The 22,622-nt window shown below is 58.3% G+C and carries 17 protein-coding genes; 6 read left to right on the forward strand and 11 right to left on the reverse strand.

Going from position 1 to position 22,622, the window contains the following annotated elements; all coding sequences use genetic code 11:
* Positions 1-62 precede the first annotated feature (62 nt).
* The 3 genes from HYI44_RS21120 to HYI44_RS21130 all read left to right on the forward strand — a co-directional run bounded on the left by HYI44_RS21120 (position 63) and on the right by HYI44_RS21130 (position 2,468).
* Positions 63-674, forward strand: coding sequence for a Yip1 family protein (locus HYI44_RS21120; RefSeq protein WP_122840462.1), 612 nt, complete (start codon positions 63-65; stop codon positions 672-674).
* 46 nt (positions 675-720) lie between these two features.
* Entirely contained in the window at positions 721-2,064 is a 1,344-nt protein-coding gene (locus tag HYI44_RS21125) for a cation:proton antiporter (protein WP_225570418.1), read from the forward strand.
* Positions 2,065-2,180: 116 nt separating this feature from the next.
* Positions 2,181-2,468, forward strand: coding sequence for a hypothetical protein (locus tag HYI44_RS21130; protein ID WP_122840464.1), 288 nt, complete (start codon positions 2,181-2,183; stop codon positions 2,466-2,468).
* Positions 2,469-2,548: 80 nt separating this feature from the next.
* Here the strand turns inward: HYI44_RS21130 and HYI44_RS21135 are convergent, their stop codons facing one another.
* A complete protein-coding gene (locus HYI44_RS21135; RefSeq protein WP_225570419.1) occupies positions 2,549-3,772 on the reverse strand; it encodes a zinc-dependent alcohol dehydrogenase in 1,224 nt (407 codons plus the stop codon).
* A gap of 355 nt (positions 3,773-4,127) precedes the next feature.
* Here HYI44_RS21135 and HYI44_RS21140 point away from each other — a divergent pair, with 355 nt between their 5' ends.
* On the forward strand, positions 4,128-4,604 hold the full coding sequence (locus HYI44_RS21140) for a hemerythrin domain-containing protein (protein WP_122840466.1): 477 nt from the start codon (positions 4,128-4,130) through the stop codon (positions 4,602-4,604).
* 55 nt (positions 4,605-4,659) lie between these two features.
* Here the strand turns inward: HYI44_RS21140 and HYI44_RS21145 are convergent, their stop codons facing one another.
* The 4 genes from HYI44_RS21145 to HYI44_RS21160 all read right to left on the reverse strand — a co-directional run bounded on the left by HYI44_RS21145 (position 4,660) and on the right by HYI44_RS21160 (position 11,247).
* Positions 4,660-5,196: a hypothetical protein gene (locus HYI44_RS21145; protein WP_201146835.1), complete on the reverse strand. Its 537-nt coding sequence runs from the start codon at positions 5,194-5,196 to the stop codon at positions 4,660-4,662.
* Between the two features lie 85 nt (positions 5,197-5,281).
* Positions 5,282-7,204, reverse strand: a complete 1,923-nt coding sequence (locus HYI44_RS21150) for a PAS domain-containing sensor histidine kinase (RefSeq protein ID WP_225570420.1) — start codon at positions 7,202-7,204, stop codon at positions 5,282-5,284.
* Positions 7,205-7,288: 84 nt separating this feature from the next.
* Positions 7,289-9,568, reverse strand: a complete 2,280-nt coding sequence (locus HYI44_RS21155) for an ATP-dependent DNA helicase (RefSeq protein WP_225570421.1) — start codon at positions 9,566-9,568, stop codon at positions 7,289-7,291.
* Entirely contained in the window at positions 9,565-11,247 is a 1,683-nt protein-coding gene (locus tag HYI44_RS21160; RefSeq protein WP_225570422.1) for a VRR-NUC domain-containing protein, read from the reverse strand. Before HYI44_RS21160 ends, HYI44_RS21155 begins: the two co-directional genes overlap by 4 nt.
* Positions 11,248-11,394: 147 nt before the next feature.
* On the opposite strand from HYI44_RS21160, the gene HYI44_RS21165 reads away from it, so the two are divergent.
* Positions 11,395-11,619: a YgdI/YgdR family lipoprotein gene (locus tag HYI44_RS21165; RefSeq protein ID WP_225570423.1), complete on the forward strand. Its 225-nt coding sequence runs from the start codon at positions 11,395-11,397 to the stop codon at positions 11,617-11,619.
* A 188-nt stretch (positions 11,620-11,807) separates the two neighbouring features.
* Here the strand turns inward: HYI44_RS21165 and HYI44_RS21170 are convergent, their stop codons facing one another.
* Genes HYI44_RS21170 through HYI44_RS21185 form a run of 4 tightly spaced genes read right to left on the reverse strand, consistent with a single transcriptional unit; the run spans position 11,808 to position 15,577 of the window.
* Complete coding sequence (locus tag HYI44_RS21170; RefSeq protein ID WP_225570424.1) at positions 11,808-12,893, reverse strand: polyamine ABC transporter substrate-binding protein; 1,086 nt, start codon at positions 12,891-12,893, stop codon at positions 11,808-11,810.
* 46 nt (positions 12,894-12,939) lie between these two features.
* Positions 12,940-13,281, reverse strand: a complete 342-nt coding sequence (locus HYI44_RS21175) for a cupin domain-containing protein (RefSeq protein WP_122840473.1) — start codon at positions 13,279-13,281, stop codon at positions 12,940-12,942.
* A gap of 28 nt (positions 13,282-13,309) precedes the next feature.
* The gene (locus HYI44_RS21180; RefSeq protein ID WP_225570425.1) at positions 13,310-14,716 is read right to left on the reverse strand and encodes an NAD(P)/FAD-dependent oxidoreductase; all 1,407 of its coding nucleotides are present in this window, start codon (positions 14,714-14,716) and stop codon (positions 13,310-13,312) included.
* A 48-nt stretch (positions 14,717-14,764) separates the two neighbouring features.
* Positions 14,765-15,577 (reverse strand): AraC family transcriptional regulator, encoded by an 813-nt coding sequence (locus HYI44_RS21185; RefSeq protein WP_225570426.1) that lies wholly within the window; start codon positions 15,575-15,577, stop codon positions 14,765-14,767.
* A gap of 273 nt (positions 15,578-15,850) precedes the next feature.
* On the opposite strand from HYI44_RS21185, the gene HYI44_RS21190 reads away from it, so the two are divergent.
* A complete protein-coding gene (locus tag HYI44_RS21190; protein ID WP_045058376.1) occupies positions 15,851-16,123 on the forward strand; it encodes a DUF1652 domain-containing protein in 273 nt (90 codons plus the stop codon).
* An 84-nt stretch (positions 16,124-16,207) separates the two neighbouring features.
* On the opposite strand, the gene HYI44_RS21195 is transcribed toward HYI44_RS21190, so the two are convergent.
* Positions 16,208-18,691, reverse strand: a complete 2,484-nt coding sequence (locus tag HYI44_RS21195; RefSeq protein ID WP_225570427.1) for a UvrD-helicase domain-containing protein — start codon at positions 18,689-18,691, stop codon at positions 16,208-16,210.
* A gap of 298 nt (positions 18,692-18,989) precedes the next feature.
* Complete coding sequence (locus tag HYI44_RS21200) at positions 18,990-22,367, reverse strand: ATP-binding cassette domain-containing protein (RefSeq protein ID WP_225570428.1); 3,378 nt, start codon at positions 22,365-22,367, stop codon at positions 18,990-18,992.
* Positions 22,368-22,622: the final 255 nt, after the last annotated feature.

Here is a 22,622-nt window from a genome sequence, read left to right on the forward strand (position 1 = left end):
GGTAAATGCCCTTGCTCAATACGTTTATAGCCCTCCACCACGGGCCGTTCGAGGAGGTCGTCATGTCCGCACCTATCGTCAAGCTATTCACTCAACCCAACTACGCCTGGACGGATATTCGCAAGGAAGAGGAAGCGCATCCGCGCCACTACCTTGCGCATCTGCTCCTGCTCGCCCTGATCCCCGCAGTGTGCCTGTTCATCGGGACCACCTACGTGGGTTGGAGTTTGGCGCAGAATGAGACAGTCAAGCTCAGTACCACTAGCGCCTTGCAGCTGTGCGTGATGCTCTACGTGACTATTCTGCTGGGCGTAGCAGTAATGGGCCTGTTCATACGCTGGATGTCGCGCACCTTCGACGCCCGGCCAACCATCAACCAATGCATCGGATTTGCGGCTTACACCGCCACCCCGTTCTTCCTGGCTGGGCTGGCAGGCCTTTATCCCAGCCGTTGGCTGGCCATCGCGGTGCTGGGCGCTGCAGGCATCTACTCGACATTTTTGCTGTTCGTAGGCTTGCCCACGTTTATGCATGAACGCAAGGAACAGGGAGTATTGAATGCCGCCTGCGTCTGGGGCGTGGGCTTGCTAGTGCTGGTCACTATCCTGGTGGAAATGATCTTGCTGTGGTTCAACGTGCTGACGCCCGAATACCTGCGCGCGACTGTCGGTTGAGCTTACTCCACGCTGTATCACGGCCACCCTCGCGCAGGACGCAAGTATGAGTTTTACCATTTGGGTGGCCGTTCTCGGTGCCGTGTTACTGACCCTGGCATTGACGTCGTCCTATCTGCGCTGGAAGCCCGTTACCACCTCGGCGGTATGCCTGGCGCTGGGCGTCGGCATCGGCCCCGCCGGCCTGGGCGTATTGAAACTGGATGTGGACGATGCATCAGTGTGGATGGAACACCTGACCGAGGTGGCGGTGTTGTTTTCCCTGTTCGTTTGCGGTTTGAAGCTGCGCGCTCCCTTCAGGCAAAAGAACTGGCGAGTGGCACTGGGCCTGGCGGGCCCGGTTATGATGCTGAGCATTGCCGGGGTTTGTCTGCTGCTGCACTTCGCGTTCCAGTTGCCTTGGGGGGTCAGCGTACTGGTTGGCTCGATCCTGGCGCCGACCGACCCTGTGCTCGCGTCTCTGGTGCAGGTTAACGATGCCCGCGACGACGACAGTGTGCGGTTCGGCCTGTCCGGCGAGGCTGGCCTGAATGACGGGGTCGCCTTCCCGTTCGTGATTCTTGGATTGCTCCTGCTGCAACAAGACGGCAACCCCGGCTGGCTGGGAGATTGGGCGCTCGGCAGAGTGCTCTGGGCAGTGCCGGCGGGGCTGTTGATCGGGTACTGGATGGGCCGTGGAATCGGCCGGTTGACCTTATCCCTGCGCATTGCCAATGAAGACAGCACCCTCTCCCCCAACGACTATCTGGCCCTGGCCCTCATCGCATTGGCCTATGTCGGCGCCGAGTGGGTTCACGCCTACGGGTTCCTGTCTGTATTCGCCGCTGGCCTGGGGTTGCGTCAGGAAGAGGTCAAGTCAACGGGCGATGCCCCGGTGCCGGCCGAGCATCTGGTCCAGCCAGTGGTCGGTCACCAGAACGTCGACCCCCAGCAAGCGGTGCATGGCGACACCGAGAATCTTGAAGATTCCCAAGTGGCCGCCGGCATCATGATGGGCGACATGCTGGCATTTGGCGGTCTGGTGGAGCGCGCCATGGAAGTATTCCTGGTGACCTTGCTCGGCGTGGTGCTGATTGCGCACTGGGACTGGCGCGCGCTGCCGATAGGTGGCGCATTGTTCCTGCTGATCAGACCGCTGAGCGTCCTGGCCATGCCCTGGGGCAGTCTGCTCGAAAGTCGCCAGCGCCTGTTGATCGGCTGGTTCGGGATCCGCGGGATCGGCAGCCTGTATTACCTGTTCTACGCCCTGAACCACGGGCTGGACCCGTCAGTCGCGGCCTTGTGCACCAACCTGACGTTGTCGGTGGTGGCGTTGAGCATCCTCGTGCACGGGGTCAGCACCCAACCCATCCTTGCTCGATACGAACAGCGTAAAAAACGAAAAAACTGATTTTTTGCTCAGGGTTTTATCGTCGGAATAATCGAAATTTAACGCTCATAAATTTGAAATCCTTCGCCGGTGCCGCTGCCTATTAATCATTAACATACCGAACAAAGGTGCCGGCCATGATCCACTACTCCACCCGTGATGAAATTTCAGCCTGCCGCGAGTTCGCCCTGGAACGCAACCGCCAGCTATTTGAAGAAGCCGAGACGCTGAATCAAGCCGCCTTCGCCCTCCTCGAAGGCAGCGAGCTGGATGGCGAGCAGTTCGACCGCTACCAGGCAATGCGCAGAAAAGCCGACTTGAAATTCGAAGAAGCCATCGAGCATTTGCGCCTGTTGAACGAGGACTTCCCTTCGATGCCGATGGCGGTTGCCAATCCCAAACCCGCGCACGAATCCAGAGCGTGATGTAGCTGGCACTGCCTGTCACTTGCAGGAGCCGGCCTGACGCTCCTGCAAGTGTGCTTCGCCCCTTTTTCGGCTCTGCATCAGGTCACCGGGATTGCCTGGGCCTCGAAGGTTTCAGCCAAGGGCTCCTCAGGGCTACCCGGAGTCAGGATCACTTTGCGACAATCCTCCTGCTTTTTATCAAACAGCTTGTACCCTTCGGCGGCCTGCTCCAGCGACATGCGGTGGGTGACGATTGCCTCGGGTTGCAAGCGTCCGGTTTCGATATACCCCAGCAGCTGCGGCAAATAGCGCTGGACATGGGTCTGCCCCATTTTGAATGTCAGGCCTTTATCGAACGCGTCACCGAACAGGAAACCATGGATAAAGCCGGAGTAAACCCCAGGCACGCTGACCACGCCGCCTCGGCGAACGGCAGCGATACTCTGGCGAAGCGCCTTGCCACTGCTGCCCTCCAGCTTCAACGTCGCCAGCACCGTCTCGGTGGTGCTGCCCTTGGCCTCGAAGCCTACCGCGTCAATGACCGCGTCCACCCCGCGACTGCCAACGGTCTGGCGAATGATGGTGTCCGCCGGGTCGTCATCTTCATCGAAGTTTATCGGGATCACTCCATAGGCACTCTGCGCGTAAGCCAGTCGATACGGATGATGATCGACCATGAAAATTTGCTCGGCGCCCAGCATCCGTGCGCAGGCAGCGGTGAGGAGCCCCACTGGGCCTGCACCGTAGATCGCCAGGCTGGAACCCTGGCCAATGCCAGCGTTAAGTACGGCTTGCCAGGCGGTAGGCAGGATGTCCGAAAGAAACAGTACTTTCTCGTCTGCCAGCATACCCGGAACCTTGAAGGGCCCGGTGTTGGCCTTGGGGACACGCACTAACTCGGCCTGCCCGCCGGGAATGCCTCCATATAAACGGCTGAAGCCGAACAACGCGGCCGGTGGAGGGATTGCCTTTTTGTTGACGATGGCTCCGCGCCCGGAGTTGGTGGTTTCGCAGCACGCGAACAGCTCTTGCTGGCAGAAAAAGCAGTCGCCACAGGCGATCACGAAAGGGATCACTACCCGATCACCGCGCTGTACCGCAGTCACCGCCGAACCGGTTTCCTCGACAATGCCCATGAACTCATGGCCGAAGATGTCGCCATGTTCCACCGTGGGAATCTTGCCTCGATACAGGTGCAGGTCCGACCCGCAAATGGCGGTCGCGGTCACCCTGAGGATAATGTCATCAGGGGCCTCGATGACGGGATCAGGTACGGTTTCGACCCTGACGTCGTGGGCACCGTGGTAAGTCATTGCTCGCATGGCTGCATCCTCGCTGGTCAATCTCGCTGGTCAATAAAGACTGGATAGTCTGTAGTTAAGGGCGATGGCTGAAGCGGCGAGTTCAGTTGAATGCGAGGCGATTCTGATCGGCGGTTTTTGCCTCTTCAAGTAAAAATCCCGCGTCGTGCCAGCCCAATGCGAAGTGCAATGCCCGCCTTCTTACACTCATGCAGGCTGCATGGTAGTCCCAGTTTAAAAGCAGAGTTAATTAATTGATTTATAAGAGAATTAGCCGCTGATCGGATCCGGCACGGGAAATGCTCCCTCACTGTAAGCGACCTGCGGCATCGAGACCGTTAGCGCTCTACCCGTGACTATTCGAGAGAACCCGACCATGAACGCCATCGACCTGTTGAAAGCCGACCATGAACGCGTGAAGAGCATCCTGACCCAGTTGAGCGAATCCACCGAGCGTGGAGTCAAGAAACGCACGGAGCTGCTTGCCAAGCTGGAAATGGAAATCACCATCCATACCCGGCTCGAGGAAGAAGTGTTGTACCCCGCCTACAAGAAAGCCGGGGGCAAGGAGCAGGAAATCATGTATTACGAAGCCAAGGAAGAACACCGCACGGTCGATTCCCTGGTGCTGCCAGACCTGAAAGCAACCGACCCATCGACCCCCGAGTTTTCCGGGCGGGTGAAGGTAGTCAAGGAGCTGCTGGAGCACCACATCGAAGAGGAAGAACAGGAGATGTTCCCTGAAGCCAGGAAGCTGCTGGGCAAGGCTGAGCTTGAAGAGCTTGGGGCGCAGATGGAGAGTTTGAAAGCGCAGTACAAGAAAGAGATGAGCGCCGCTAATCTGGCGGCTTGATAGCCAATGCCAGGGCGTGGCGAGGGCAAGCCCCCCGCCACAGCCCAAAGGCTGATCAACCACCAGGATTGGTCACCTGAATAAATACCGCATAAGTGCCCAGCAATACCCAAAACGTCGCAAAAATCCACGGGGTTCGTACTGAAAACAGTAGCGACTTGCGGTACCCCTTGTGCGAAGACTCCATCTCGCTGAATAAAGGTGATTCATCGTACGCCAGGCCCATCAGGGGTTCACTGCTCAACAGTTCGCTCTGTTTGAAATGCCAGTGATCGATGATGTCGTACGCCGCCCTGATGCCGGGCCAGGCATTCAGGGAACTCAGCAACCCCAGCAGCGCCAGGAATGGCGGTACGACCAAGGTGAACAGCTTGCCCCACTCGGGGTTGAGGTTTGCCATACAGGATGCGAACGCAATGACCAGGAACGACTGCGCGGCCAGGTAGGCATCCGTGCGGTTGGCCAGGATGCTGGTCTCATACTGGATTTCCCTGCGGTAGAAATCCAGGCGCTCCTTCGGTGAGCCAAACATTTTGGCATTGTGTTCGGTCAGGGCTTCTTCAGCCGTGGCTTCGGTCAATATTCTGGGCACGGGGGTTCTGTCAGGTCTGAAAAAGAATTAGAAGATCCGGCTTGAAACTAGTTCAGCCGGATTTCATTCCCTGGCCTGCACGCACTTACTTCAAGGTCGAGGCAATGATTTCTACCAGGTTGAGCTGGTTGAATGGCTTGGACAGCCGCGGCAGATTGGCAGCGAAACCTTCCAGTCGCTCGGCGAAGCCGGTGGCGATGATGATGGGGATGCCCGGGGCGATCTCCTGAATGGCATGCGCCAGTTGCGCGCCACTCATGTGCGGCATGGCCATGTCGGTGATCACCAGGTCGAATGGCTGGTCGGCGCTGAACAATTGCAGCGCTTTCGCGCCGGAGTTCGCTGCTGTGACCTTATGGCCCAGGTCCTCCAGCAGGAGGCAGGTGCTGGTCAGGACCAGGCTGTCATCGTCCACCACCAGTACGCTTATTCGTGACACAGGTGCAGACGGCTCGGTTTCGGCCTGTAGTCGGGTTGCGCTGCTGGCACCAGCCACCGGCAACCACAACTCGGCCGTGGTGCCTTTATCCTTCTGGCTCTTGAGGATGAAACGGCCACCCAGCTGTTCGATAAACCCGTGCACCATCGACAAGCCCAGGCCGGTGCCCTTTCCAAGCCCTTTGGTGGTGAAGAACGGGTCCATTGCCGAGGCGAGCGTGGCGTCGTCCATGCCTTCGCCGTTATCGCTAACGCTCAGGCAGATATATTGCCCGGCCGCCAGAGACAGAGTCGATTGCGCATGGATCTCCACGGCCTGGGCACTGACCAGAATTTCGCCGCCCTGGGGCATGGCGTCGCGGGCATTGGTTACCAGGTTCATCACGGTCAATTCAAGCTGGTTCATGTCGGCGAGGGCCGGCTCGAGTCCTGGCGGGAAATGGGTTACCAAACGCACGGACGGCCCCAGCGCACTGCGTAACAGTCCGGTAATGCCCTGCACCATTTCCGCAACCTGGACCGGTTCGGTCTTGAGCTCCTGGCGTCGGGCAAAAGCCAGCATACGCTGGGTGAGGGAGACCCCGCGCAAGGCACCTTGGGTCGCGTTGTCCACCAGACGGGTGATTTTTGGTTCGTTGACTGCGCGTTTGCGAATGATCTCCAGGTTACCCAGGATGACCGTCAGCAAATTGTTGAAGTCGTGGGCGATCCCGCCACTGAGTTGACCGATCGCCTGCATTTTCTGCGCCTGGAACAGCGCTTCGCGGGTCTGTTCCAGAGTGCGCTGTGCCGTGGTGGCCTCGGTGATATCGCGCGTAATCTTGGCAAAACCCAGCAAGGTTCCGGTTTCACCCCAGATGGGGTCGACCACCACATGCGCCATGAACCGCGTACCGTCCTTGCGCATACGCCAGGCCTTGTTCTCGAACCGGCCTTCGCGCACCGCCGTATCCAGCGCCCGTTGCGGTTCGCCGGCAACGCGATCTTCAGGGGTGTAGAACATCGAAAAATGCTGGCCCACCACCTCTTCAGGGGCATAGCCCTTGATTCGTTGAGCCCCCGGGTTCCAGTTGGTCAGGCGCCCTTGCGGGTCGAGCATATAGATGGCGTAGTCAGTGACTGACTGAACCAGCAGGCGGAACTGTTGCTCGCTTTGCTTGAGCGTTTCCTCGGCCATCTTGCGATCGGTGAGGTCGCGGGTGATCTTGGCAAAACCGAGCAATCGACCATCGGCGTCACGAATCGGGTCGATCACTACATGGCACCAGAAGTGCGAGCCATCCTTGCGCACGCGCCAGCCCTCGCCTTCGAAACGGCCGTCGCGGATCGCAGTATCCAACGCTCGTTGGGGCAGGCCGGCGCGACGGTCATCCTCGGTGTAAAACCGTGAAAAATGCTGACCCAGGATCTCCGCCTCTTCATACCCCTTGAAACGCTTGGCCCCGGAGTTCCAACTGGCGATTGTGCCATCGGGATCGATCATGTAGATCGCATAATCGACCACGGCATCGATCAACAAGCGAAAGCGCTTCTCTTCGATGGCACCGGCTTTCCTCCGATCCTCGCTCATGCAACCCTCACGTGAATTTCGTTTTCGAGAGTATGGGACATCCGGCGAAATTGAAAAGCTGCAATCACAGGCAATCAATTGTCTTTACCCGCCTGCGCTACCAGCGACCAGACCTGGCGCCCACCAGCGTGGCAGCAATTGCATGACCTTGCCCTGCGCGAAACGGTCATCGATCAGCATGACGACGCCCTGATCCTGCTGGGTACGGATCACCCGTCCGGCCGCCTGAACCACTTTCTGCACACCGGGATACAGGTAGGTGTAGTCATAACCGGCGCCGAAAATCGCTGCCATTCGGTGTTTGAGTTGTTCGTTGATCGGGTTCAACTGTGCCAGGCCCAGGGTGGCAATGAACGCTCCGATCAAGCGCGATCCAGGCAGGTCAATGCCCTCGCCAAACGCGCCGCCGAGCACCGCGAAGCCGATGCCCTGGCTGTCGGCGGTGAACTGGTCGAGAAACGTCTGGCGCTGCCCTTCCCCCATGCCTCGCGATTGCGACCATAGGTTGATGTGCGGATGGGCCTCGGCCAGCCGTTGCGCGACTTGCTGCAGGTAGTCAAAGCTGCTGAAAAATGCCAGGTAGTTGCCGGGACGCTCTGTGAATTGCCGGGCCATCAACTCGACGATCGGCCCCAGGGACGCCTGACGATGGACAAACCGCGTGGAGATCTGGCTGACGATATGGACCTGCAACTGATCGGCGTGAAACGGCGATTCGACATCGATCCACACGGTGTCGGGCGGCGTGCCCAGCAGGTCGGCGTAATAGTGACGGGGGCTGAGGGTCGCGGAAAACAGCACGGTGGTGCGCGAGGCGGTCAGGCGTGGGCGAATGAATCCGGCAGGCACCACATTGCGCAGGCACAGGGTCGAGAGGTTGCGCTTGCGCTCAAGGTCGCGCTTGCTGATATCGAACAGATACTGCTCATCGAACAGTTCGGCCACTCGGCCAAATTGCAGCATGTCGAAATAGAAGTTCTGCAGGCCACTGTCGACCCCTTGGGGATGATCGTTGAGGTAGTCGCCAATGCTCGCGCTGCAGGAAAACAGCGCCTGCAGGAGTTTTTCCGGAGCCCGGTCATAAGCCTGATAGCCGCCCAGTTGCTGATTATGCAGGGCATTCCATTCACGATGGACTCGCTGCAGCGACTTCTTCAATGCCTCGGGCGCGGTTTTGCGCACCGCGTTCAGGGCCGATTGGTCGAGGCTGGCGCTATACATCTGGCGGCCCCGTTCGACCAGGTTATGCGCTTCATCCACCAAGGTCGCGACTCGCCAGTTATTGGCCTGGGCCAGGCCGAACAACAGTGCGCTGAAGTCAAAGTAATAGTTGTAGTCGGCAACCACCACATCGGCCCAACGCGCCATTTCCTGGCTCAGGTAATAAGGGCAGACGTCGTGTTCCAGCGCCACCTCGCGCAAGACGGCCTGATTCAGCAGGGTCAGCTCGCTGGCAGCCTGGCGCGCGGCCGGCAGGCGATCATAAAAGCCTTGCGCCAATGGGCAGGACTCACCGTGGCAGGCTTTGTCGGGATGCTCGCAAGCCTTGTCCCGGGCGATCATCTCCAGCACGCGCAACGGCGGTGCGTCGGCGCTGTCGATGATCACCTGCGCCGCGTCCAGTGCCAGTTTGCGCCCCGGGGTCTTGGCCGTCAGGAAGAAAATCTTGTCCAGTTGCTGAGGCGCCAGTGCCTTGAGCAACGGGAACAGTGTGCCGACGGTCTTGCCGATGCCGGTGGGCGCCTGGGCCATCAGGCAGCGCCCGGTACTGACCGCCTTGAACACCGACTCGGCGAGGTGGCGTTGCCCGGGCCGAAAACCGGCGTGGGGAAACGTCAACGCCTGCGCGGCGAGGTTGCGTGCCTCGCGATGGGCCATTTCCTGCTGCGCCCAATGCAGGAACAGCTGGCAATGGTGCTCGAAAAACTGCTCCAGCAGTGCAGCACTGAACGCCTCGACCAGGCAGGTTTCCTTTTCGCTGACGATGTCGAAGTACACCAGGGCCAGGTTGATCTGCTCCAGGCCGGCTTTCTGGCACATCAACCAGCCATAGATCTTCGCCTGGGCCCAGTGCAGCTGCCGGTGATTGGCGGGTTGCTTGCCCAGGTCGCCGCGGTAAGTCTTCACCTCTTCCAGGCAGTTTTGCGCGGGATCGTAGCCATCCGCCCTGCCCTTGACGCGCAAGGTCCGGTAATGGCCCTCCAGCGCAACCTCGGTCTGATAGCCCTCGCTGCGACGCGATGCAACCGTGCGGTGCCCGACGATGCCTTCCAGGGCAGTGGGCGACGGCGTAAAACGCAGGTCGAGGTCACCGACCTTGGCGGTAAACTCGCACAACGCCCGCACTGCGATGCTATAGCTCAAGCGCCCTGCTCCGCCCACTGCACGTAACAGACGGCAATAGGCATCTGGTGCTCATGACAAAACTCCAGCCAGCGCAGTTGATTGTCCTGCAGGCGGTCGCCGGGGCCTTTGACTTCGATCATGCGGTAGGTCTTGTCCTGCGGCCAGAACTGGATCAGGTCCGGCATGCCGGTACGGTTGGCCTTGATATCCAGCAGCAGGCGATTGAACCAGTGCCGCAGGTGCTCGGCGGGCAGGCACGCCAGCGCCTGGTCGAGCAACTCCTCGCTCAACGCGCCCCAGAACACGAAAGGCGACTGCACGCCCCATTTGCTGGAGTAACGCTCGCGTATGGTCTGCAGATAGCGACCGTCTTCCAGTTCGGCCAGGCACGCGGCGAACAACTCGGCGCGCCGGGAATGAAAGTCTTCGTAGAGCAAGTCCGCCGGACCGCGCTGAAACGGATGGAAGAACGCGCCAGGCAAAGGCGCAAAAATCGCCGGCCAGCACAGCAAGCCGAACAGCGAATTGATCAGGCTGTTTTCCACGTAGTGCACGGGTGCTGTCGCCTCTGCCAGATGCACTTGAACGCAGCGTTCCACCGACAGCTCATCCGCCGATACTGCGGGATCAAACCTGGGCAACTGCAGGTCAAGGCGCAGCATTTGTCGCGGCGACGCCCGTTTCATGGGCGGTCCACCCAGCTTGCGGCGCAGCCTGGGCAGTATCCTGAGCACATGCTGCTGCTCCGCAGCGCTCTGCGGTATTTGTTGCGCATGCAGGGCCAGGTCCAGGGCCAGTTGATACTCGGCGCAGCGCTCCAGCACGCGGATCAGCCGGACTCGCGCACCGGGGTAAGTGCAATGGCGATAAAGGGTCACGGCGTTGACGAAGTCTGCAATGCGTTCGCAGTGCTGGCCCATCTGGAACATCAACTTGCCGCGGCGCCTGGACAGCCAGGGGTTGGTGAGCGTGAGACTGTTGATCTGTTCGACGATCTCCGACAGCGCTTCACCCGCTTCGAAGCGCATCTGGCAGTCGTGCAGGTAAAGACAGGCATCCACGTCCTCGCGACTGCACAACCCGCGCGAGTCGGCGCCGATTTCGATTTTCTCGTAGGTGAAGATGCCCAGGTCGGCCAGCACGAATTCGGACCAGTCCTGGTAAAGATTGCCGAAAAACATCAGGCGCAGGCGATCGCACAGGCCCATGATGGTCAAGGTGAACAGGCGATCCCCGAGGGGCGCGCACCATTGGCTGAAGCTCTGGGCCTCGGGGTACTGCTCGATCAGGGTCGGCAACCAGTCGTTCTTCTTGCCCCTGGGCTGAGTGATCGCGCTTGCAAAACACTGCAGCACTTCGGTCTTGAGCAACACCGGGAACAGGGTTTCGATGGGCAGCGCACTGTGCTCGTCGATCCAGCCCAGCGTGATCAGCCGCGCGGCTGCCTGGGCAATGTCGCCTATTTCGACGTACTGCAACTTGCTGGCGCGAAAATGAATGCCCTTGCGCATGATCAGCCGCACCAGCAGTGCCCGGGATTCACGGGGCAGCTGGTTGAATTCGCCAATGAAGCGCTGCTCCTCGTCACTCAACACGTCCGCATAACGATGCTCAAGCCAATCAAGCACTTGCATGAAGTTGTTAAGGTAATAGAACGGATCGTCGAGGGGGTTAGCAGTCACAGAATCAGGCGCCATGGCAATACAAGTACTGGTTATGCGTACAGATAACAGCTCTGGGCGGTTAGGCGCAAATGGAAAAAGATAAGCGGCTGGCGAACTTTTCAGCGTTCCACTGCACCAACGCCGATAGGGATACGCTTTTTTGCATTTCGAGAGGTGAGTATGAACATCAAGACCCTGGGCCTGCCACTGGCCGTTGCGACCCTTCTGGCGCTGGCAGGTTGCTCCGCCGCCACGGTGGTGACCCTGCAGAACGGCACTCAGTACCTGACCAAGGACATGCCGAAAACCGAAACAAAGGATGGTTTTTACGAGTTTGAAGATATTTCCGGGTCGAAGGTTAAAGTCCGCGCGGCGGAAGTGGCCACGGTCCGCGAGGAAGATTAAACAAGAGCAAAGAGCAAATATGGTGATTGAGGCCGATGTTTGCTCTCTGTCGAGTCGCTTGATTGCAGTGGCTTGTGCTGGCTTTGGAGTATTGATTAACCAGGGACACGCACACAAAAAACCTGTCTGGAATGACAGGCCGTTTGTGTGGGGTGGGACGATAAACCCCTCAGGTAATCGATTCGCGCTTAACTCCCCGTGCGAATCTTGTTCCACACCCGCGTACGAATCCTGTCGATGTTCAGCGGCATGGCTTCCAGCGCAAACAGCTTGCCCATCATCTCTTCGCTCGGGTAAACCTTGGTGTCGTTCTTGATCGCAGGGTCAACCAGGCCGTCCGCCTGCTCGTTACCATTGGCGTAGTGCACATGGTTGGTAATGCTGGCCATGATGTCCGGACGCAGCAGGTAGTTCATGAAGGCGTATCCGGCCTTTTCGTCGGGGGCATCGGCGGGCATGGCTACCATGTCGAACCATATCGCCGCGCCTTCCTTGGGAATGGCGTAGCCGATTTCGATGCCATTGTTGGCTTCCTTGGCGCGGGTCTCTGCTTGCAGGATGTCCCCGGAGAAACCGACCGCCACACAGATATCGCCATTGGCCAGGTCGCTGGTGTATTTGGATGAATGGAAATAGCTGACATAGGGCCGAACCTTGATCAGCAGCGCTTCAGCCTTTTTGTAGTCTTCGGGGTTTTTACTGTGGTGTGGCAGGCCCAGATAGTTCAGGGCGGCCGGCAACAGTTCCGGGCCGTTGTCGAGTATCGCAACGCCACATTTCTGCAGTTTTTGCATGTTCTCGGGCTTGAAGATCAGGTCCCAGGAATCCACCGGCGCGTTGTCCCCCAGCACTTCCCTGACCTTGGCCACGTTGTAGCCGATGCCGGTACTGCCCCACAGGTACGGAAAACCATGCTCGTTGCCAGGATCGTTGGTCTGCAACGCCTTGAGCAGCACCGGGTTGAGATTCTTCCAGTTGGGCAGCTGGTTCTTGTCGAGCTTCTTCAGCGCCCCGCCCTGGATTTGCCGAGCCATGAAGTGGTTGGACGGAAACACCACGTCGTAACCGGATTTGCCGGTCATCAACTTGCCATCCAGGGTTTCGTTGCTGTCATACACGTCGTAGCTGAAACCGATGCCGGTTTCTTTCTGGAAGTTCTTCGTGGTGTCGGGCGCAATGTAGTCCGACCAGTTGTAGATCTTCACAGTCTCGGCCGCCTGGCTGAGGCTCGCGACCAGTGCAAGGGGGGCCAGGGTCAGGGTCTTTCGCAGCATGAGTCGATTCCTGTTTGGGTTGTTGTTTTGGCAGGCAATCAAAGGATCAGAAAATCAGGACGTAAGTCTTGCGCACGGTCTCCTGGATATCCCAGGTGCCGAGGCTGTTCGCGGGCAACATCAACGCATCGCCGGCTTCTATGTGCAGGGTTTCGCCGTCGTCCGGGGTGAAGGTGCAGCGGCCCTGGATGAAGTGACAGAATTCCTGGGCCACGATCTGCCGGCGCCAGCGCCCCGGCGTGCATTCCCAGACGCCGGTTTCCACCCCGTCGTCGCGCTCGACACTGGTGGTTGAGGCTACAGCCACTGGCGTGCCGAGGGGCACGGCGACCGGGTTGGATTCTTCCAGTGCCAGGGTGGCAGTGTTCTTGAATTGGGTGATGCTCATGGGGAGTACCTGTCGTTGAAAACGCTGTTTAGTGCATGAAACCTTCCATGAAACCCGCCACGCCACTCGCCAGTTTGCGCCGCCAGGGCGCGCTGGTCGGGTTAGCCAGAGTCTGGTCTTCGTGGACGAAGCTGCGGATGATCGCGTTGTAGCCCAGCCACCGGCAGGGCTCTGGCTCCCAGGCCCGTAGCGCGGCCAGGCCGGCGTGGGGAATGACCCAGGGCTGGCGAACCAGTTCGGTGTCGCGCTCCAGGATCAGGTCGGCCAAGGTGCGCCCGCCCAAATTGCTGGCACCCACGCCCTCCCCGCCATAACCACCGGACAAGGCAATGCAGCTGGATCGATCGCACAGCATGTGGGGCTTGAAACGTCGGGACATGCCCAGATTGCCTCCCCAGCCGTGGGTAATCCGCACGTTCTTGAGTTGGGGGAACAGCTCCCCAAACAGATACCGGCGCAACTCCACTTCATTCGTCGTCAGGTCAAAGTTGTGGCGCAGCTTGCCGGCGAACTGGTAGCCACCCCGGGCGCCAAACACCAGGCGATTGTCAGCAGTGCGCTGGCCATAAGTAACCTGGCGGCTGCTTTCGCTGAATGCCTGGCCGCGACTGAGGCCAATTTCATCCCAGGTGGCGGCGGATAATGGTTCGGTTGCAACCAGCAAGCTCTGCACGGGCAATTGATATCGCCCCAGCGGCGGCAAGGTGACGGAGTATCCTTCTACGGCCGGTACGATCCAGCGACTGCGCACTTGTACCTTGTCCGTACGCAACGACCCGGACTGCCAATGGGTGACCGGGCTGTTCTCGTAGATCCGCACGCCCATGCGCTCGACCGTGCGGGCCAGGCCGCGAACCAGTTTGGCAGGGTGGATGGTGGCCACATGAGGTGCGTAAATGCCGCCGTATGGCTTGGCGAGGCGAATCTGCTGCGCCAGTTGCTCGGGGCTGAGCCAGCGGTAATCTTTTTCAGTCAGCCCTTGTCGATACAGGCTGTCCAGATACCGTCGCAGGCTGGTCTCCTGTTCGGGGTAGCGGGCCGCGCAATACAGGGCGCCACCTTTGCGGTAATCACAGTCGATAGCCTCGCGTTCGAGGACAATCTCCACTTCGTCAGGGATAGCGTGCAGCAAGTCGAAGGAGGCGCGGCGATCTTCGGGCGACAGCTTCGCCAGCAGCCGGTCTTCACCAAGCAGATTGCCCATCAACCAGCCACCGTTGCGCCCGGATGCACCGAAACCTGCGGTTTGCGCCTCGAGGATGGCAATGTTCAAGCCCGGTGCCAGGCGCTTGAGGTAATACGCTGTCCAGAGTCCGGTGTAGCCGGCGCCAATGATGGCCACGTCGACATCCAGGTCTTGTTCCAGCGCCGCACGCGCTGTCAAAGGATCATCGAGCTGATCCATCCATAAACTGATAGTGCGCCATGCTGGCATGCTGGACTCCGCCACTGAACTTCAATGACGTGATCCTAGTGCGTGCTCTCAGTGGTTGTCTTGCGCGCGTGCACGCAAAGAAATTTGTTTGACGTAGGCCTTCGGCGACTGCCCGGTGTGCCGGCGGAAGCTGCTGTAGAAGGCCGACAGCGAGTTGAACCCGGCGGCAAAGGCCAGCTCATCGACCCTCGGTGGTGGCGTGGCCGAATCCAGCGCGGTCAGCAGGTGCTGCAACCGCGCCTGATTGACGTAGCGATAGAAGCTTTGGCCGAGTACCTGATTCAACAGGTACGAAATCTGGTTCCGGCTGTACCCGCACTCGTCAGCCACCCGCTGCAGGTCGAGTTCTGGATCGAGGTAAGGTTGCTGACGCTGGAAATACTGCTGCAAGTCTTCGGCCATGAAGCTCAACTGCCTGGGTGACAGGCCGAGCCGACTGACGGCTGGGCGGTTACCGGTTGGCTTGTTGCCGGATTGTTCGTGCACCAGTGAAGCGTACTCGTTGACCCGCCATATCAAGCCATCGCGCACCGTTATCGCCTCGCTGGCGCGGAATGACACCAGACCCTCGCCGCCGCGCAGGGTAATGCGGTACTGGATAAAAGCGGTATCGCCGTCGATGCGGATCCTGTCGCTGTGTTCCAACGCTTCGTCGGGGTCGCGGGGCATGCTGCTGCGCACGTATTCGCGCAATTGGGCCAGCCCCATTACCCGGTTCTGGAAGAAATCGCTGTACTGCACCTGCGGGTGGTAAAGGGCCATCACCCCGTCCAGGTCCCGGTGCTTCCAGCGCAAGTGGTAACGCATGACCGTTTCGCTGGTGGCAAGTGTCTGTTGCGGTCCGTCATCGTCGGTGTGCATAAACGGCTCAATGAAAAAACCCGAGCTTGCCCAAGTTCTGCCTGCGCTTCAATGGTCAGGGAAGGTGCTATGAGTGCGAATCGCTGTCGGCTATTGCGCCCAAGCGTGATCTGCATCAAAAAAATGCCAGCCAATCGCCAAACGGTTTGAAAAAGCCACAGGATTTTCACATCCGGATGCTACTTTTAATGGCAGTCACCGGTTGAGCCATTGAAGGCTCTTCCCTCCTAACATGAGCTAACGGAAGCGCTCGATGAAGAAGGCGGGCAATACATGAATAAAGGTTTTAGCAAGGTCACGTTCCCAAACGCCTGCCAGCTGATGCGCTGGCATTTTCATCCCATGGGCTTCGAGGCGAGCATGGACGCGCCTGGGAGCATGATTGCCCGCCTGTTTGATCGGGTCAGTGGCGAGACCATGATCGCCATTGCCGGTATTCCGTGCGCGACGGTGATGAACGCTGCGGATGTGGAGCGCATTATTGAAGCGGTGGAGGACGAGCTTGAAGCGTTTGTTCCGCCGGTTTCGTTCAGGAGCTATGCCTGAAATCCTTGTAGGTCAAACAGCGGGGCCGCGTCGCGGCCCAGCGCAAGCGAGCTCTCTCGCCACATCAAGCGCCTCGCTACAGGCTCATGCCTTTTCAGACTGTGCCTTGCCTTCCCGGTGATCGGCGAAGAACGCCTTGCCCTTGTCGACATGATCAGACGCCTTGGGCAAGTTGGCTGCCTGGGTGTCCTGGGCATCGACATACCAGTAGCAGTGGCTTACCGCCCGGGTAATGCCGACGTAGGCCAAACGCAGGATCTCGTCCTTTTGCGCATTATCGTAGGCCTCGTTGTCACCCGCCTTACCTAGTCCCGCCATACGGTACACCTGGTTCTTGTAGGGAGAGCTGGTGAGATGCTGGCAATCACCCAACAAGAACACGGCGTCGGCCTGGAGGCCCTTGGCGCTGTGATAGGTCAGTTGTTTCAACCGGCGCGCCTCATACGGCAAGCTAGAATCAACATTAAGTACTGGCTGAATATACTGCTCAATCAACAGCTTATCGCTGCTTTTTCGATACAACATTAAGATCGAATGGCCTTGACGGTAGTGTTCCATCAGCCGGTTGGCCATGCCCTGATCGTCCCGATCGAGCACATTCACCGGTAACAGCGCCTTCGATGCGCCGCTAGCCTTGGCTTTCTTGCCGGCAATGGCTGGCGCAGCCCGCACGATGTGTTCGGCAGCATCAATGATGTGCTGATGGCTGCGATAATTGTCGCTGAGCATGACCTTGGTGGTGCTCGGCGACGCAAACTCCTTGTTGAAATCCATGAAATAGCTGGGCGAACTGCCCCGCCAGCCGTAGATCGATTGCCAATCATCGCCCACGCACAACAATGATGAACGCTGTGCACCTCGGCCGACGTGCATGGCGGGACCGCGACTGCGGATTTCGGCCAGGCTGGCGCGAATCCAGGAGACTATCTGCGGGGAAACGTCCTGGAATTCATCGATCATCAAATGCGCCAGCGGGCGCAGCAGGTCGTTGCTCAGCAGCTTGAGGTTTTCCGGAGAATGCTCGCTGAACAGCGCGAACATGCGGTTATAAGTCATGATCGGTGGTTTCTGGTCCAGCAGATGATCTTCCAGTGCTCTCCAGTACCGGCTCAACGCCTCGAAGAAGAACCGGTCGGGGTCGTCTTTTGCAAAGCTCATCTGACCCACGGCCGTCGGTACATCCAGGCCAAGGTTCTCGATGAACCCGGCGGCGGCGACAAAACAGTCAAGCAACGGCGCGGAAGCCAACTCACCCTTGACCTTGTAATCGAAGCCAGGACCGGCACTGGCATCACCGGCAAGCGACGCCAGCACTCGTTTGGAAGATTGATAGGTGTCCAACCATATCAATGGCTTACGACAGAAAGCTTGAAACAACGTGCGCTTTACCGCCCATTCCGCCCGTACCGACAATTTTGACCCCGGACGGCTAACCTGTGGGTTTTCCTGCGGATCAAAACCCAGCACCACCCAGGCATCCAGGGTCGGGATGTAGCCGTGACAATGGAAGGTCGAGCCATTGATGTCGAACGTCTGGCGCTTGGGTTCGATGCCCTTGATCGGCCACGCCCCGGCGCGAAACCACAGGTCTTCGATGGTATCGCACAGTTCTTCATCACGATTGGCAGCCAGTTGGGTCACCGCCACGCGTTTCTGCACGTCAGGGTGATCGCGCTCCAGCTCCTTGAGTTGCAGGGCATGCCGGGACAGCGGCGTGATCAGTTCGCGAAAGCGCGCATCGCCAGTATGCAGGCTGTGGTAGCAGGCGTTGAGCTGCTGGCGCTGGGCGTCATTGATGCGCAGGTCGAACGGATTGCTGTCGGCATCATCGTCCTGGCTGGTTGCGCGCAGGCTGAGGTTCTCGAAGGCTTGCAGGCGTTCGAACCCTGGCAAGCTGCGCACCAGGGGCAGGATTCGTGAGTGAAAAGTGCGCACCAGGTCGCGCGCCTCCTTCAAACTCAGCGCCCGCCCCCACAGTGCACACATCTCGATCAGCTTGTTGATGAAGTCCTTGCGCGACTCCCGGGTAAAAGTCACGACGGTCATGGAGTCGAGTTCGAAGCCCAGATAGTGGGTCAACAGCAGGATACGCAGCACCAGGGTCGTCGACTTCCCTGCTCCGGCACCAGCGATCACCGAGGTCGACGGCGTGTCGCTGAAGATCATCTTCCACTGCGCAGCACTTGGCTGGGCATGGGCTGGCAGTAACCGGCCGACATCGGCCTTCATGCGTTTTTTCAGTTCGGCGGTCAATGGCAGGCGCCAGTCGTCGAACAGGTAATCGTCGACGTTGGGCGGGCGATGCTCGGTGCTGCGCGAGTCGCGAATCAACAGAACCTGCCGCCCCTCTTCAAGCCCTTCGAGCTTGCCTTCCTTATACCCGTAATCCACCCCCGCACTGTGCCCGCTGCGAAACCCATCCGCCTGCCCGTGCAACCACGATGCCCGGTGCTGGGCACGCAGGCGCGTCAGGCCGTGGCCAAAGAACCGGGCGGCCAGGCGTTTGAGCAATGGCATTTCTGCCAACGGACGAAGTTCAGGAGGAAGGTCGGGGGTGTGTTGCGGCACGCGGATGGACTCCAGGCTGTGAGGCTGTTGGGCGCTATGGTGTCTTTATTTGGCCTGGAGTTCTAGCGAAATGCTTGCGAGTCATTGGGTTAGGCGATGAATTGAAGCTTGAATGGCAAGAAATACTAAACCTTTGAAAAGCAGCGCTTAAAGGAACGGTGGATCAGAATAGCTGCCTGCATGAGCCTGCGGGCAATCCCGCTCAAGGGAAGTTGCGGGTTAGCGACGCAATAAACGCAGCCCGCTGCGCGTGCAACCCATGTTGACAATGCTTGTAGAACGGCTTGAGAGGATGTTTTTATGCTGTTTTTTCAACCAGGCGCTTTGCATGGTTGAAGTTGAAATTTCTGTTTCCAAGCGTGGAAAGCTCAGGGTTGTGCGTGATGATGAAAAATAACGTGTGCGGGAGCGCAGTAATTACTTTCTTGATGAGCTGCGTTTCTTCGGCACTGCTGAGCTCTGAGGTGGCCTCGTCAAGGATGGCAACGGCTGGCGTATTCACAGTCAGGTCAAGCAATGCGAGCCGTTGAAGTTCTGACTTGCTCAGGTTCATTTCACCACTCCAGGGAACCTGTTGATTAAATCCATCCGGCAAGCGGTCGATAACGCCCGAAAGTCCAAGATAAGCTGCTCGTTGGTAGAGCTCTTCCCGTGAGGGACTATTGAAGTGATCGACAAGCAAGCCCGGTTTGAAGATCGGACTGGAGGTCAGCAACCGCACTTCTTCGGCATGTTGTCTTGCCAGATACCCATCAGTACCACCCAGTATCGAGATCTGTCCCAGACTGGGTAACAAGCTGCCGACCACCAGATTGGTAAAGGTAGATTTGCCAACACCGCTGGCTCCCATGATCACCACCACATCACTCTCGTGAAACGCCTGGTCGAATTGTTCAAGTACGGTTGTTCCGCTGCGCTGGTTAACAAATGTGACATTTGAAAACGACACCAGTGGCGCATTGTCGCGAGCCTGTTGGCGTCTTGGCGCTGTCGCCGGGAAGGTACCAGTCACCACCAGTCGATCTGCGCTATCGAGGACTTGCCGTAGTTCCACAGTGCATCTGCCCAAACGGGCAAAAATCGCAATCAGGCTGTAGGAGAGGCTCAGCGCCAGCACGTTAGCCATGGTGGCTGTGCCGGTGGCGTGGAAGTAAATCGTTGAAGCCACGATACCGGACAGGAAAAAAAAGCCCATCAAGTCCAGTTTGTAGCTGTACCAGCGACGCGTCGCGGCGTTATCCAGAGAAGCGAAAGCCCTGGTGGCCAGGCTGGCGCTCAACCAGTCCAGGATGCTTGCGTTGTTTGCGGTGCCGTTAAATCGGCCGCCATCCCAGTTCAGCGCTTGAACGCGTGAAAACAACACGGCAGTCGCGTCGATTTCCCGGGTATTGGACCTCTGCAACAGTTCGCCGGAGCGCCTTGCCCTCCGCCAGTAACACAGGCCCATAAGAATGAACGGAAACAGTACGTAGATGTTGTTCAGGACGATGTAGCCCGTGGTAACGGACAGCAAAGTTGCCGCGCTGACGGTTTCCAGCAACAGGACGGGCAATACTTCATCGACGCGCCGCTGGTCCCATGTCATCTTGTTTTGGCTGTCGCGATTGACTTCCCGGGACAGGCGCTCATCCAGGCCAGGGTCCATCAAATGGGAGAAGTAGCGGATGCAATGTGCCGACGCTGCCTCAACGCTTTTCTTGACCGTCATCAACGCTCCGGAAATCGACAGTAAAGCACTCACTAGCAAAACGCCGGCCAGTCCGATCAAGGATGCATGTAGGTGAGTACCAAGATATCCGCTGGCGATCAGGTAGTCCCCGGCAATGGTGAACACTTCTTTGAGCGCCAGAAGGGTGAAGGCAATCAGCGTAATGATTCCGATGCCGAAGCTCATCAGGCTGCTGGTCATTGACCTGGAACTGACGTGAGACTGCTCTGCCGGGTCTTTTACCGTCGAGCGATCTGCCTCTGGCGCCGACGGGACAGAAACAGGACGTACAACTGGTGCGGCGGTGAGTCGAGCGCGCGCGGCCGCGTATTGGATTTGGACGTCAGTGACCATGCCGTCTGAAACAGTCCAGACTTCTTCCGCTGCGTCTTTTTCTTCCGGGCTATCTGTGACAAACATCACCCTGGTGTCGCGCCACGGACCTCGTAGCAGTAACGTCAACAATCCTTTGGCTAGCGCTCCGTCCAGCCCCGAGGTGGGTTGATCAATGAAGATCCACTCTGGCTCCGCCAACAAAGCGCGAACCAATTCGACGCGTTTTCCCTGCCCCCTGGAAACGTTCCAGTGGGTATTGGGGCCATAGTTCCGCTCGTTGATGTAATCGAGGTGGAACTGCTCGGGCAAGCGTGCAAGGGCAATGGCATTTCGCACTTCTTCGCCTGAACAATCTCGGCGATAGAGACTCAGGTTTTCGCCAACACCGCCGGCAAATATCCATGGCTCATCCGGAATGAAAATCGACTGGCCGGTAGTCTCAGGAAAACGTTGCGCACATTTTCTCAGCACTGACGTCTTGCCACTGCCTGTGGCACCGACAATAGCGATATGTTTCGCCGTCGTAGAAGGCATCTCCATCGTTGCGGCAGTGGGAGTACCGGGCTCACGGCCATCGAGGTATTGCTCTATATGCTGATGACCGACAAACCCTTGGGAGATGCTCTGAACAATGTCCGGAATATTATTGGCGACCGATCTCAGTCCGCCGATCAATGCGATGGCTGCAAGCACACCAGGCATATCGATGTGGCCCAGGTAGATCAGTTGCAACAAGGCCGAACTCAACAGCGCGGCGATGGGCGTCATGGTCGAGATCAGGCTGATGGCTGCTACCAGACGGGCAGCTTTTTTCAGGGAGGCTTCTTCAAGGTTTCGTTTGGCGGCATAGTCGCGAATCAATTCGGCATTCCAGTTTTTAAGCCATACCTGGCACCGATTCTTTGTCGCGAACCCCCCTATCTCCAGGCGCTGAGTGGAGTTCACCGACAGCAGTTGATAGGTCGCTCCAAGTTGTTGGGCAAGCCAAAACACGAGCAGTGAACTGCCGGCAATGACGGCCAAGGCGGCCACTGCACTAATACCCAGAGCAAAAAAGAAAAACGTGGACGTGAAGATGACAGTTGCTAGCGCCAGGGTGATCGTGACCAACCCTGACCATGACGATTCGACACGTGCCGCCTCGCGGTCAAACAACGTGGTCAGGCTGAGTGGGAAAGCATCGCTCTGTGCAGCAGCCCGTTTGAGTAAAAGCCGTTGTTCAACATAAGAACGACTTCCCACACCGACCAGTTCAGCGAGAAAAAACGTATGGTTGAGTGCCAGCCAGGCGCAGTAAGTCAGCGCAAGGCAGATGGCGCCCTGCGTGATGTTCGAGAGGACTGGCGAGGTACCCTCAATGAGTTGCGCCAGCAGTGACTTAAGAGTGATTGCGGCGCCAAAAGCCGCCGCAGTATGCAACCCGATCGCCACCAGCGCCAACGTGATATCCCGTTTGAGGGCTACAAAGATTCTGATATGAAGCCGCCCTTTCCCACCTACTCGCGCATCATGGATGACTGCCTTGCACCATCCTTGCCAGCGGGCAGCATGGACCGCCCGCGCACCTCGATTTCGTTCAGGCTCCGGCGTCCGAAACCATAGGATCGTCTTCAGAATTTCTGCAGTTTTCATGAGAGTCAGCTTGAAACCGGCGCAGGTTGAGGTGCGATGGGTATTAGTTATTCGATGTTTCCATTTCTATTTTTGGCGTAAGTAAAATCCTACACCCGTTTCGGAAGTGCAAAACAATGCGCCGATGTGTGAGCACAACTAGAATTTAAAGATGATAAATTTTCGAGCTTATAAAACTATGTATTCCAGCGAATAGAATATTGGCCGGGAGCGATATTTTCAGTATTGTTTTGGGAAGTCAATACCGGAAATAAA

The sequence above is a fragment of the Pseudomonas sp. Y24-6 genome (assembly GCF_020295325.1).
In the GTDB taxonomy this organism is placed as follows: domain Bacteria; phylum Pseudomonadota; class Gammaproteobacteria; order Pseudomonadales; family Pseudomonadaceae; genus Aquipseudomonas; species Aquipseudomonas gregormendelii.

Coding starts and splice junctions, on each gene's coding strand:
- HYI44_RS21190 (WP_045058376.1), top strand. CDS start 15,851: ATGAATAAAGGTTTTAGCAAGGTCACGTTCCCAAACGCCTGCCAGCTG.
- HYI44_RS21165 (WP_225570423.1), top strand. CDS start 11,395: ATGAACATCAAGACCCTGGGCCTGCCACTGGCCGTTGCGACCCTTCTG.
- HYI44_RS21140 (WP_122840466.1), top strand. CDS start 4,128: ATGAACGCCATCGACCTGTTGAAAGCCGACCATGAACGCGTGAAGAGC.
- HYI44_RS21185 (WP_225570426.1), bottom strand. CDS start 15,577: ATGCACACCGACGATGACGGACCGCAACAGACACTTGCCACCAGCGAA.
- HYI44_RS21150 (WP_225570420.1), bottom strand. CDS start 7,204: ATGAGCGAGGATCGGAGGAAAGCCGGTGCCATCGAAGAGAAGCGCTTT.
- HYI44_RS21175 (WP_122840473.1), bottom strand. CDS start 13,281: ATGAGCATCACCCAATTCAAGAACACTGCCACCCTGGCACTGGAAGAA.
- HYI44_RS21160 (WP_225570422.1), bottom strand. CDS start 11,247: ATGGCGCCTGATTCTGTGACTGCTAACCCCCTCGACGATCCGTTCTAT.
- HYI44_RS21120 (WP_122840462.1), top strand. CDS start 63: ATGTCCGCACCTATCGTCAAGCTATTCACTCAACCCAACTACGCCTGG.
- HYI44_RS21125 (WP_225570418.1), top strand. CDS start 721: ATGAGTTTTACCATTTGGGTGGCCGTTCTCGGTGCCGTGTTACTGACC.
- HYI44_RS21180 (WP_225570425.1), bottom strand. CDS start 14,716: ATGCCAGCATGGCGCACTATCAGTTTATGGATGGATCAGCTCGATGAT.
- HYI44_RS21170 (WP_225570424.1), bottom strand. CDS start 12,893: ATGCTGCGAAAGACCCTGACCCTGGCCCCCCTTGCACTGGTCGCGAGC.
- HYI44_RS21200 (WP_225570428.1), bottom strand. CDS start 22,367: ATGAAAACTGCAGAAATTCTGAAGACGATCCTATGGTTTCGGACGCCG.
- HYI44_RS21135 (WP_225570419.1), bottom strand. CDS start 3,772: ATGCGAGCAATGACTTACCACGGTGCCCACGACGTCAGGGTCGAAACC.
- HYI44_RS21130 (WP_122840464.1), top strand. CDS start 2,181: ATGATCCACTACTCCACCCGTGATGAAATTTCAGCCTGCCGCGAGTTC.